Source organism: Streptomyces boncukensis (assembly GCF_011045075.1).
GTDB classification, from domain to species: domain Bacteria; phylum Actinomycetota; class Actinomycetes; order Streptomycetales; family Streptomycetaceae; genus Streptomyces; species Streptomyces boncukensis.
In genome coordinates, this window is record NZ_JAAKZZ010000214.1 from 1 (window position 1) to 11,881 (window position 11,881).

Here is an 11,881-nt window from a genome sequence, read left to right on the forward strand (position 1 = left end):
CTGTCATGCCTCGACCGTCCGGGCGGCCGGGGGCCCGCGCACTCCGGAGCGGGCCGCGCGGGTGAGGGGAGGTGTCGCCCGTCCGGCATACTCGATCAGGTGAGCACGCTTCCTGAGATCCGCACCCTGCCCGTACCGGACGGCCTCGAAGGCGAGCGCGTGGACGCCGCGCTCGCTCGGATGTTCGGTTTTTCGCGTACGAAGGCGGCCGAGCTGGCCGCGGGCGGCAAGGTGCTGCTGGACGGCTCACCCGCCGGGAAGTCGGACCGGGTGCAGGGCGGCGCGTGGCTGGAGGTCGAGCTGCCGGGGCAGCCGCGCCCCGTGCAGGTGGTGGCCGAGCCGGTCGAGGGCATGGAGATCGTGCACGACGACGCGGACATCGTCGTCATCGTCAAGCCCGTCGGGGTCGCCGCCCACCCGAGCCCCGGCTGGACGGGGCCGACCGTGATCGGCGGGCTGGCCGCCGCCGGGTACGCCATCTCCACCTCCGGCGCCGCCGAGCGGCAGGGCATCGTGCACCGGCTGGACGTCGGGACGTCCGGGCTGATGGCGGTCGCCAAGTCGGAGCGGGCCTACACCCTGCTCAAGCAGCAGTTCCGGGAGCGCACCGTCGACAAGCGGTACCACGCTCTCGTCCAGGGCCACCCCGACCCGCTCAGCGGCACCATCGACGCGCCCATCGGGCGGCACCCGCAGCACGACTACAAGTGGGCGGTCACCGCCGACGGCAAGCCCTCGGTGACGCACTACGACCTGATCGAGGCGTTCCGCGCCGCCAGCCTGCTCGACGTCAAGCTGGAGACGGGGCGCACCCACCAGATCCGCGTCCACATGGCCGCGCACCGGCACCCCTGCGTCGGCGACCTGACCTACGGGGCCGACCCGACGCTCGCCAAGCGGCTGCGCCTGGAGCGGCAGTGGCTGCACGCCGTGCGGCTGGGCTTCGAGCACCCCGCCGACGGGCGCTGGGCGGAGTACGAGAGCGCGTACCCCGAGGACCTCCAGCGCGCCCTCGACCGCGTCCGCTCCGAGAGCGCGTAGGTGTGCTGTGTCCGGCGGATCGTGCTGGGCAGGGGCTGCCCCTGCCGGTGCGTCGCAGTCCGCGGCTGAGATGGGGGTCCCCCCTGCTCGAGCGAAGCCGAGAGCTTGGGGGAGGTTGCTCGCGCGGTTCCCCGCGCCCCTGGGGGGCGCCCTGGCGCCCGGCAGGGGCGCTTCAGGGGCGCGGGGAACTGCGCGACCAGCCACAGAGCACCCGCACTCTGCGACGAAACAGCAAGGGGCAGAGCCCGATCCGGCACGATCCGCCGGAGAAGGCTCAGCGCGGCTCCGCGGCCTCCCGCGCCGGGGTGAGCGGGGGCTGGATGAACCGGACGCCCGGCAGGGCCTCCGGGTGGGACTCGCGCAGCCACGCCAGCAGCTGCTCCCGCAGCGCGCAGCGCAGCGCCCACAGGTCGTCCGAGGTGCGGGCCGTCACCGCGGCGCGCACCTCGACGGTGGTGGGCGTGGTGTCCGTCACCACCAGGCTCCAGCTGCGCCCGTCCCAGTGGTCGCTGGCGCGCACCAGCTCCTCCGTCCTGGCCCGGATCTCCGCGATGGGCGCCGCGTGGTCGAGGTGCAGATAGACGGTGCCGGTCAGCTGGGTGCCGCCGCGGGACCAGTTCTCGAAGGGCTGGTTGGTGAAGTACGAGACGGGCATCGTGATGCGCCGCTCGTCCCAGGTGAGGACCACCAGATAGGAGACGGTGATCTCGTCCACCGTGCCCAGCTCGCCGTCGACCACCACCTCGTCGCCGATCCGCACCAGGTCGCCGAACGCGATGGACAGCCCCGCGAAGAGGTTGCCCAGCGTGGACTGGGCCGCGATACCGGCGACGATGCCCAGCACACCGGCCGAGGCCAGCATCGAGGTGCCGAACGTCTTCATCCCGGGGAACTGGAGCAGCACCGCCGCCACCGCGATCACGGTGACGACCGCGGTCGCCATCCGCTGGATCAGCGTGAGCTGCGTCCGCACCCGGCGGGCCCGCGCCCGGTCGTGGGTGGCGCCCGAGTACCGGGCGGCCGCCGTCTCCGTTATGGCGGCGACGACCCGCAGGATCAGCCATGCCGAGGCCGCGATCAGGATGATCCGCAGCCACAGGTCGACCGTCTCCCGGTGGCCCTTGGCCAGGTGCGTGCTGTCGAAGAAGCCGCTCACGAACGCGACGAAGAGCACGGCCTGGAGCGGCACCCGGCCGCCCCGCAGCAGGCCCCACATCGGGGTCTCGGGGTGCCGCCGGTCCAGGCGGACCAGGGTCCGGTCGACGGCCCAGGCGAGGACGTACGCGAGGAGGAGCGCACCGCCGAACACGACGAGCGGCCGCAGCACGTTCTCCATGGTCGTGACTCCACGGTCTTCTCGTAGGGGGCAGGCCACCGACGACCGTACCTGGCACCATGAGGGGAAACCCGCCGCAGGACGGCAACGCGGCGCCCTTTGTGAAGGATGTGACACTCGTGGCCACCGTTGTGCTGTTCCACTCCGCCTACGGGCTGCGCCCGGCCGTGCACAGCGCGGCCGCCCGGATCCGGGCGGCCGGACACGAGGTGCACACGCCCGACCTCTTCGACGGCCGCACCGCGCCCACGGTGGACGCGGGGATGAAGCTGAAGGACGAGTTCGGCACGGAGGAGCTGCTGCGCCGGGCCGTCGCCGCCGCGGCGCCGCTGTCGGAGCGGGGCCTGGTCTACGCCGGGTTCTCGCTGGGCGGCGCCCTCGCCCAGAGCCTCGCGCTCGCCGATACGAAGGCGCGCGGGCTGCTGCTGTTCTCCGGCACCTCGGACATCGCCGACGACGCCTCCGCGAGCGACCTGCCCGTCCAGCTGCACGTCGCCGACCCCGACCCGTTCGAGCCGCACGACTGGCAGAACGCCTGGTATCTGCGGATGCGGCGGGCGGGAGCCGATGTGGAGGTCTACCGCTACCCGGGCGCGGGCCATCTGTTCCTGGACGACGAGCTGGACGACTACGACAAGGAGGCCGCCGAGGAGGCGTGGCGCTACGCGCTGGGCTTCCTGGACGCCGTGTAGCGGAGCCGGGCGCGCCGCGGGTGATCACCGCCGGCAGCGGCCGGTCGCCTCGGACTTGTCCGGGGAGCAGAGGTAGACGCGGTCGGCGGCGGAGCGGCTGACATACCGGCCGAGGCACTGGTTGGAGTCCGCCAGGCCCTGGTCCGTGCACCAGTCGGCCGCCGCCGTCCCGCTGTCGAACGGGCCCGGGTGGTAGAACATCCAGTACCCGGAGCGCAGCGAACCGTAGTCGCCGCTGTCCACCCACCGCACGCCGCCCACCTTCGCGTTCAGCGATGTGTGCATGGCGTCGCGGGCCGCGGTGCCCTTGGCCTTGGAGACGGAGCCCAGCTGCGCCACCCAGGTGTCGACGGGGTCCCCGCCGGCGCGGCCCGGTGTTGTCCGAGGGGACGGGGATCTGTCCGCGGACGGGGAGCGCTCGGGGCTCCCGGTGGCGTTCCCCGACCGCTCGCCGTCCGGCGTCTCCTCCCGGTCAGGGCCGGGATCCTGGCTCCGCTCCTGCTCCCGGTCCCGGTCCCGGCCCTGTCCGCGCTCGTCCGACTGGGCGGTCGGGGACGTGGTCACCGTGCCCGAGGACGCGTCCTTCCCGTCGTCCCCCGACCGGACCGCGAGATAGGTGCCGCCCGCGATCAGCGCCGCCGCCACCACGGCGGCCGCGGCGACCAGCGCCGCGCGCCCGCGCCGCGAGGGCGGCGCGGGGGGCTCCGGCCGGCCGGCGGTCAGCGTGGCGCCGGGCGGGGGCTGCGGGCTCGCCGAGGGCACGGTCGGCGGGTGGTGCGGCGCCGGCGCGGGGGGCGGCCCGGCCTCCGGCGCACGGCCCGCCTCGGCCTGGGCCAGCATCGCGTCCAGCCGTACCGCGTCGGGCCGCGCCGCGGGGTCCCGGACGAGCAGCGCGTCCAGTACGGACGCGAGCGCGCCGCTGCGCACCGGCGGCGGCACCGGGTCGTCCAGGACGGCGGCGAGGGTGGCGAGGGTGGTACCGCGGCGCAGCGGGCTGTGGCCCTCGGTGCAGACATAGAGGGTCATGCCGAGGGACCACAGGTCGGCGGCGGGGTCGTCGTCCGTGCCCCGGATGCGCTCCGGGGCGATGTACTCGGGGGAGCCCAGGAACTCGCCGGTGGCCGTGAGCGTCGACGAGCCCTGCAGCGCGGCGATGCCGAAGTCCGTCAGCACCGCCGAACCGTTCGCGCGCAGCAGCACGTTGGCGGGCTTGACGTCGCGGTGCTGGATGCCGGCCGCGTGCGCGGTGCGCAGCGCGGCCAGCACCTCGCGGCCGAGGCGGGCGGCCTCGCCGGGCTCCAGCGGGCCGCCGGCCAGCCGGTCCTGGAGCGTGGCGCCCGGCACCAGCTCCATCACCAGCCAGGGGTACGGCCCCTCGTCCACGATGTGGTGGATCGTCACCACATGCGGGTCGCTGAGCCGTGCGAGGGCGCGCGCCTCGCGCAGTACGCGCTCCCGCAGCAGCCGGGCGGCCTCGGAGTCGTCCGGGGTCAGCGAGGGGTCGGGGCGCACCTCCTTCAGCGCCACCTCCCGGTGCAGCGCGGTGTCCCGGGCGCGCCACACCGTGCCCATCCCGCCGCTGCCGAGCCGCTCCAGCAGCTCGAAGCGGCCGCCGACGATCTGCCCGTGTGCTCCGTGAGCTCCCCCTGCCATGGGGTTCAGCGTACGGGCCGGCGCGCGCGCTCGACGCGCTGGCTGCCCGACGCGGTGCGGTAGGAGCGGCGGTGTGCGGCCGTGGCGTTCTTGTCGGTCTTGTCGGAGAGCACGTAGTAGTCCATCTGGGCGCGTTCGGCGGTGAGGTCCAGCACGCCGTAGCCGTGCGAGTCCATGTCCACCCACCGCACATGGCGGTTGGCGGCGCGGACGGCCGCCTCGGCGAGGCCGGAGACGGTGTCGGGGGCGACGTTCAGGAGGTCGTCGAGGTTGTCCGAGGTGACGGAGGTGATCACGAACTCGGTGGCGACCGGCGCCTTCCACGGGTAGTCGGCGGCGCGCACCGGCACGTCGTTGGCCCAGTTCATATGGATGTCACCGGTGAGGAAGACGGTGTCGGTGACGCGGTTGTCGCGCAGGTGGGTGAGGAGTTCGCGGCGGTCGTCCGTATAGCCGTCCCACTGGTCGGTGTTGATGGCCAGGCCCTCCCTGGGGACGCCCAGCAGCTCGGCGAGCGGGCCGAGGAACCGCGCGGGCAGCGAGCCGAAGGCGACCTGGGAGATCATCACCGAGTTGCCGACCAGCTTCCAGCGGGCCCGGGAGCCGGCCAGGCCGGACTTGAGCCAGTCGAGCTGTCTGCGCCCGGTGATCGTGCGGTCCGGGTCGTCGATGGCGCCGCCGTCCCCGACGGGCGCCTGCGCGTCCCGGAACGAGCGCAGATCGAGCAGGTGCAGGTCGGCCAGGTCGCCGAAGCGCAGCCGACGGTAGGTGGTGCCCTCGGTGGAGGTGCGCACCGGCTGCCACTCGAAGTACGCCTGCTTGGCGGCGGCCACCCGGTCCTTCCAGGCGCCCTCGGTCTCGGGGTCGTGGTTCTCGGCGCCGCCCCGCCAGGCGTCGTTGGCGAACTCGTGGTCGTCCCAGATGGCGATCAGCGGGTGTGCGGCGTGCATCGCCTTCAGGTCCGGGTCGGTCTTGTAGTGGCCGTGGCGTATGCGGTAGTCGGCCAGGGAGACGATCTCGTGCCCCGGCCGGACGTCGCGTACGACATCGTCCCCTGTGGGGTACTCGCTGTGGCCGTACTCGTAGATGTAGTCCCCGAGATGCAGTACCGCCTGGAGGTCCGGATGCGCCGCGAGATGGCGGTACGCGGCGAAGTAGCCGGCCTCGTAGTTGGAGCAGGAGACCACCCCGAAGCGGAGGTTGCCGTCCGGCGCGGCCCCGTCCGGCGCTGTGCGGGTGCGCCCTGCGGGGGAGCGGACGCCGTCGGCGGTGAAGCGGAACCAGTAGGCGGTGGCCGGGTCCAGGCCGCGGACGTCGGCCTTCACGGTGTGGTCGGAGGCCGCCTCGGCGCGTGCGGTGCCGCGCTGCACGAGCCGGGTGAACTCCCGGTCCGCCGCGACCTCCCACTCCACCGCGACCGGCCCGCCCCGCCCGGAGCCCGGCCCGGCGCCGGGCTCGGGGGTTACCCGGGTCCACAGCAGGACGCCGTCGGGCAGCGGGTCGCCGGAGGCGACGCCGTGCAGAAAGGCGGGCGCGTCCGCGGCGCGGGCCGCGGACGCGCCCGCCAGCGGCAGCAGCGCCGCGCCGGCCGCACCGGCCGCGGTGGCGACGACGGTCCGGCGGCGCGGCGCCGACGGGGACAGGTCAGGGTTGGGTGTGCTCGTCTGCTGGGTCACGAGCCGGGATGTTACGTACGGGTAGCAGCGGAGGGCAGGTCTCCTCGGTGACGCTTTGATGAAGAGTCACCGAGCGAGGGCGCACCGGGCGCCGCCGGGGACCCGCCCTCCCCGTGCGTCACTTCACGTCCACGCCCAACTCCTTGAGCTTGTTCGGGAGCTCGGCGGTGTCGATGTCCTCGCCGTCGACCCGGACGGTGGGCGTGCCCTTGACCCCGGCGCCGTTGAAGCTGGCGATCATCTCCTTGGCCCACCCGCCGTACTTGTCGCTGTTGACGGCCTTCTCGAACTTCTTGTTGTCCTTGAGCGCGGGCACTTCGTCGGAGACCTTGAGCAGGTACTTGTTGTCGGCGAACTTGTCGTCCTGCTCCTGGGGGTGGAACTCCTTGGAGAACAGCTTCTCCTTGTACTCGGTGAACGCCTTGGTGCTCACCGCCTTGGCGGCGCCCAGCGCGCTGGCGGCGTTCCTGGAGCCCTTGCCGCCCATGTTGTCGTCGATGATCGTGCCCAGGTGGATGCGCAGCTTGTACTTGCCGTCGTCCGCGCCCTCCTGCAGCGTGTGCCCGATGGACTGCTCGAACTGGGCGCACGCCGGGCAGCGCAGGTCCTCGTAGACGTCGATGGTCTTCTTGGCCTTGGCGCCGCCGGTGGTGACGGCCAGGTCCTTGTCGCTGGTCTCCTTGTCGTCGCCCATGTTCGCGACGGCGACGCCGATGCCGGTCACCAGCGCGAGGACGGCCACGACCGAGCCACCGACGATCAGCTGCCGCCGGATCCGGTCCTTCTTCGCCTGCCGCTCGCGCTCGACGCGCAGCCGCTCGCGGGCCTGGCGCTTGGCTTCCTGGCTGTTGCGCTTGCTCATGTCTGGTCTTCTCCGTGTGTGGGGGAGGCGCGCACGACGGGGACGCGCGCGCCGGCGGTCTGGGGACGGGCGACCGCGCGCGGCCGGACGGCCACGGGGAGCACCGGGCTCCCGGGGACGCGGGCCGTGGTCAGGCGGTCACACTGCGGACGCGCCGAGCGCGGGCGGTCCGCGACGGTGTACGGAGTAACTGAGCAGGGGCAGGGCGCGCGGCGCGCGGACGAGCGGGGTGCGCGGCGCGGCACCGGGGCGCGCGGTCGTCTCCGCGCGGCAGATCGCGAGGGCGAGCCGCAGCGGCCGGAAAGCGGCAGCGGCGGCGGCCCGCAGCAGCCGGGCGACGGCGGCCTCGCCGCGCCGCAGCCAGCAGGCGGCCAGCAGACCCACGGCGAGGTGTGCGACGAGCAGCAGCCAGGGCACGCTCGCCGCGGTGCCCGGCGGCACCGGGCCGGTGCCGCCGCTCTGCGCCGCCATCCGCGCCAGCGGCGTTCCGACGCCGCCCCCGCCGCACAGCAGGTCGACGCCGACGGAGCGCAGCGGACCGGTCACCGGGCCGCCCGCCTGCCCGTAGCAGGCGTGCTGGCCCGTGGTGAAGATCGTGTCGGCCGTCAGCTCCAGCGGGACGAGCAGCGCGGCGATGCCGGCGAAGCCGCGCTCGCGGTCCGCCAGCGCGAAGGCCACCAGGAAGACCCCGGCGGCGACGGCCAGGAACAGGGTGACGGGCACGGGCTCTCCGGAGAGCAGCACATGCGCACCCGCGGACAGCGTGACGCAGAGCGCGGTGAAGACCGCCGCCCGCACTGTCCGTACTGTCGCCGTACCCACGCCTGACCCATCCCTCTGCACTCGGGCTCGTCGACCGAGTCTGCCATGCGCGGGCGTAAGCGGTCCCTAAAAGGACGTGACCCGCGGCACGGTCTCCACCGCTCCGGTATCCGTCCGTTACGGAAGGCGGGGCACCGGCACGGGTGCGCCCCCGGTGTCGGTGGCGGGTCGTAGACTCCGAGGCGTCCTGGATGAGCCGTGCCCGGAGGTGTCCTTCGCCGTGACCCAGCAGCAGCCCTTTACGCATCTGCACGTGCACACTCAGTATTCGCTGCTGGACGGCGCCGCGCGGCTGGACGACATGTTCAAGGCGTGCAACGAGATGGGCATGTCCCATATCGCGATGACCGACCACGGCAATCTGCACGGCGCCTATGACTTCTTCCACTCCGCGAAGGACGCCGGGGTCACGCCGATCGTCGGCATCGAGGCGTACCTCGCCCCCGAGCACCGCCGCAACAACCGCCCGGTCAAGTGGGGCACCCCGCACCAGAAGCGCGACGACGTCTCCGGCAACGGCGCGTACACCCATATGACCATGTGGGCGCGGAACGCCACGGGGCTGCACAACCTCTTCCGCGCCCAGTCCCGGGCCAGCCTGGAGGGCTTCTTCCGCAAGCCCCGGATGGACCGCGAGCTGCTCGCGGAGTACGCCGACGGGCTGATGGCCACCACCGGCTGCCCGTCCGGCGAGGTGAGCACCAGGATCCGGCTGGACCAGTTCGACGAGGCCCTGCAGGCCGCCGGGGAGTACCAGGACATCTTCGGCAAGGAGAACTTCTTCGTCGAGCTGATGGACCACGGCATCGACATCGACAAGCGGGCGCGGGACGGCCTGGAGGAGATCGCCAGGAAGATCGGCGCCCCCTTCGTCGTCACCAACGACTCGCACTACACCTACGAGCGCGAGTCCTCGGCCCACGACACCCTGCTGTGCATCCAGACCGGCAGCAACCTCTCCGACCCGGACCGCTTCAGCTTCGACGGCGCGGGCTACTACCTCAAGTCCGCCGCCGAGATGTACGCCATCGACTCCTCCGACGCCTGGCAGCAGGGCTGCCGCAACACCCAGCTGCTGATCGCCGAGCGGGTGGACACGGAGGGCATGTTCGTCCCGAAGAACCTGATGCCGCAGTTCGACGTGCCCGAGGGGTACGACGAGGTGTCCTGGTTCAAGGAGGAGGTCCGGCGCGGCATGCTCCGCCGCTACCCCGGCGGCGTCCCCCAGGACCGCCAGGAGCTCGCGGACTACGAGATGAAGGTCATCGTCGACATGGGCTTCCCGGGGTACTTCCTCGTGGTCGCCGACTTCATCAACTGGGCGAAGGACAACGGCATCGCCGTCGGTCCGGGCCGCGGTTCGGCGGCGGGCTCCATCGTGTCGTACGCCATGGGGATCACCGACCTCGACCCGGTCGTGCACGGGCTGATCTTCGAGCGGTTCCTCAACCCCGAGCGCATCACCATGCCCGACGTCGACATCGACTTCGACGAGCGCAGGCGCGGTGACGTGATCCGGTACGTCACGGAGAAGTACGGCGCCGACAAGGTCGCCATGATCGGCACCTACGGCACCATTAAGGCCAAGGCCGCCATCAAGGACGCCTCCCGCGTGCTCGGCTACCCGTACGCGATGGGCGACCGCATCACCAAGGCCATGCCCGCCGACGTGCTCGGCAAGGGCATCCCGCTCTCCGGTATCACCGACTCCCAGCACCCGCGCTACAGCGAGGCGGCCGAGGTGCGCTCGATGTACGAGAACGAGCCGGACGTCAAGAAGGTCATCGACGCCGCCATGGGCATCGAGGGCCTGGTCCGCCAGATGGGCATGCACGCGGCCGGCGTGATCATGTCCAGCGAGCCGGTCATCGACCACGCGCCGATCTTCTCCCCGAAGAACGACGGCGTGGTCGTCACCCAGTGGGACTACCCGAGCTGCGAGTCGCTGGGCCTGCTGAAGATGGACTTCCTGGGCCTGCGCAACCTCACCATCATGGACGACGCGGTCAAGATGATCCGCGGCAACAAGGGCGTCGACCTCAAGCTGCTGGATCTGCCACTGGACGACGCCAAGACCTTCGAGCTGCTGTGCCGGGGCGACACCCTCGGCGTCTTCCAGTTCGACGGCGGCCCGATGCGCTCCCTGCTGCGCCAGATGCAGCCGGACAACTTCGAGGACATCTCCGCCGTCTCGGCCCTCTACCGCCCGGGGCCGATGGGCATGAACTCGCACATCAACTACGCCGAGCGGAAGAACGGCCGCCAGGAGATCACCCCGATCCACAAGGAGCTGGAGGAGCCCCTCAAAGAGGTCCTCGACATCACCCACGGCCTGATCGTGTACCAGGAGCAGGTGCAGAAGGCCGCCCAGATCCTCGCGGGGTACTCGCTCGGCCAGGCCGACCTCCTCCGGCGGGCCATGGGCAAGAAGAAGAAGGAGGTTCTCGACAAGGAGTTCGTGAACTTCCAGAAGGGCATGCGCGACAACGGCTACTCGGACGAGGCCATCCAGGCCGTCTGGGACGTGCTGGTGCCCTTCGCCGGATACGCGTTCAACAAGGCCCACTCCTCCGCGTACGGCCTGGTGACGTACTGGACCGCGTATCTGAAGGCCAACTACCCCGCGGAGTACATGTCGGCGCTGCTCACCTCGGTGCGGGACGACAAGGACAAGTCGGCGGTCTACCTCAACGAGTGCCGCAAGATGGGCATCCAGGTCCTCCCGCCGAACGTGAACGAGTCGGAGGCCAACTTCACCTCGCGCGACGACTCCACGATCGTCTTCGGGCTGACCGCGGTGCGCAACGTCGGGCAGAACGTGGTCGACTCCATCGTCAAGTGCCGCAAGGCCAAGGGGCGGTACACCTCCTTCCCCGACTTCCTGGACAAGGTCGAGGCGGTGGTCTGCAACAAGCGCACCGTCGAGTCGCTGATCAAGGCCGGCGCGTTCGACGAGATGGGGCACACCCGCAAGGGCCTCACCGCCGAGTTCGAGCCGATGATCGACAACGTGGTGCAGGTCAAGCGGAAGGAGGCCGAGGGCCAGTTCGACCTCTTCGGCGACCTGGGGGGCGAGACGGAGGACTCCGGCCCCGGCTTCGGGCTCGACGTCACCTTCTCCGAGGAGGAGTGGGACAAGACCTATCTGCTCGCCCAGGAGCGCGAGATGCTCGGGCTCTATGTCTCCGACCACCCGCTGTTCGGCCTGGAGCACGTGCTGAACGAGAAGGCGGACGCCGCCATCGCCCAGCTCACGGGAGGGGACTACGGGGACGGCTCGGTGGTCACCATCGGCGGCATCATCTCCGGGCTGCAGCGGAAGATGACCAAGCAGGGCAACGCCTGGGCCATCGCCACGGTGGAGGACCTGGCCGGCTCGATCGACTGCATGTTCTTCCCCGCCACCTACCAGCTCGTCTCCACCCAGCTGGTCGAGGACGCGGTGGTGTTCGTCAAGGGGCGGCTGGACAAGCGCGAGGACGTGCCCCGGCTGGTCGCGATGGAGCTGATGATCCCCGATCTGAGCGAGGTGTCCGCGAGCGCGCCGGTCACCATCACCATCCCGACCGTGAAGATCACACCGCCGCTGGTGGAGAAGCTGGGGTATGTGCTGACCCAGCACCGGGGGGCGAGCGAGGTCCGGGTCCGGCTCCAGGGCACCCGCAAGACCACGGTGCTCCGCCTCGACCGGCACCGGGTGACGCCCGACCCGGCGCTCTTCGGCGACCTCAAGGAGCTGCTGGGGCCCGCCTGCCTCGCGAGCTGATAACAGGATGTGAAGATGTGAAGAGGGGCGCCC

8 protein-coding genes are annotated in these 11,881 nt (G+C 71.7%); 3 read left to right on the forward strand and 5 right to left on the reverse strand.

Annotation, left to right across the window (positions count from 1 at the left end; translation table 11 throughout):
• The first annotated feature begins 99 nt into the window (after positions 1 to 99).
• The gene (locus G5C65_RS20110; RefSeq protein ID WP_165300274.1) at positions 100 to 1,041 is read left to right on the forward strand and encodes an RluA family pseudouridine synthase; all 942 of its coding nucleotides are present in this window, start codon (positions 100 to 102) and stop codon (positions 1,039 to 1,041) included.
• Between the two features lie 274 nt (positions 1,042 to 1,315).
• On the opposite strand, the gene G5C65_RS20115 is transcribed toward G5C65_RS20110, so the two are convergent.
• A complete protein-coding gene (locus G5C65_RS20115; RefSeq protein ID WP_165300275.1) occupies positions 1,316 to 2,377 on the reverse strand; it encodes a mechanosensitive ion channel family protein in 1,062 nt (353 codons plus the stop codon).
• Positions 2,378 to 2,496: 119 nt separating this feature from the next.
• Here G5C65_RS20115 and G5C65_RS20120 point away from each other — a divergent pair, with 119 nt between their 5' ends.
• Positions 2,497 to 3,069 carry a dienelactone hydrolase family protein gene (locus tag G5C65_RS20120; protein WP_165300276.1) on the forward strand — a complete coding sequence of 191 codons (573 nt, stop codon included), beginning with the start codon at positions 2,497 to 2,499 and terminating at the stop codon, positions 3,067 to 3,069.
• A gap of 24 nt (positions 3,070 to 3,093) precedes the next feature.
• Here the strand turns inward: G5C65_RS20120 and G5C65_RS20125 are convergent, their stop codons facing one another.
• The 4 genes from G5C65_RS20125 to G5C65_RS20140 all read right to left on the reverse strand — a co-directional run bounded on the left by G5C65_RS20125 (position 3,094) and on the right by G5C65_RS20140 (position 8,082).
• Entirely contained in the window at positions 3,094 to 4,722 is a 1,629-nt protein-coding gene (locus G5C65_RS20125; protein ID WP_165300277.1) for a serine/threonine-protein kinase, read from the reverse strand.
• A gap of 5 nt (positions 4,723 to 4,727) precedes the next feature.
• Positions 4,728 to 6,398: an alkaline phosphatase D family protein gene (locus tag G5C65_RS20130; RefSeq protein WP_165300278.1), complete on the reverse strand. Its 1,671-nt coding sequence runs from the start codon at positions 6,396 to 6,398 to the stop codon at positions 4,728 to 4,730.
• A 118-nt stretch (positions 6,399 to 6,516) separates the two neighbouring features.
• Positions 6,517 to 7,260, reverse strand: coding sequence for a thioredoxin domain-containing protein (locus G5C65_RS20135; protein WP_165300279.1), 744 nt, complete (start codon positions 7,258 to 7,260; stop codon positions 6,517 to 6,519).
• 138 nt (positions 7,261 to 7,398) lie between these two features.
• Positions 7,399 to 8,082: a hypothetical protein gene (locus tag G5C65_RS20140; protein WP_338146540.1), complete on the reverse strand. Its 684-nt coding sequence runs from the start codon at positions 8,080 to 8,082 to the stop codon at positions 7,399 to 7,401.
• Between the two features lie 220 nt (positions 8,083 to 8,302).
• On the opposite strand from G5C65_RS20140, the gene dnaE reads away from it, so the two are divergent.
• Positions 8,303 to 11,848, forward strand: coding sequence for a DNA polymerase III subunit alpha (dnaE, locus tag G5C65_RS20145; RefSeq protein WP_165300280.1), 3,546 nt, complete (start codon positions 8,303 to 8,305; stop codon positions 11,846 to 11,848).
• Positions 11,849 to 11,881: the final 33 nt, after the last annotated feature.

What these genes read in the sequence shown, in the direction of transcription:
- G5C65_RS20135 (WP_165300279.1), bottom strand. Translation starts at nt 7,260, where the DNA reads ATGAGCAAGCGCAACAGCCAGGAAGCCAAGCGCCAGGCCCGCGAGCGG.
- G5C65_RS20115 (WP_165300275.1), bottom strand. Translation starts at nt 2,377, where the DNA reads ATGGAGAACGTGCTGCGGCCGCTCGTCGTGTTCGGCGGTGCGCTCCTC.
- G5C65_RS20125 (WP_165300277.1), bottom strand. Translation starts at nt 4,722, where the DNA reads ATGGCAGGGGGAGCTCACGGAGCACACGGGCAGATCGTCGGCGGCCGC.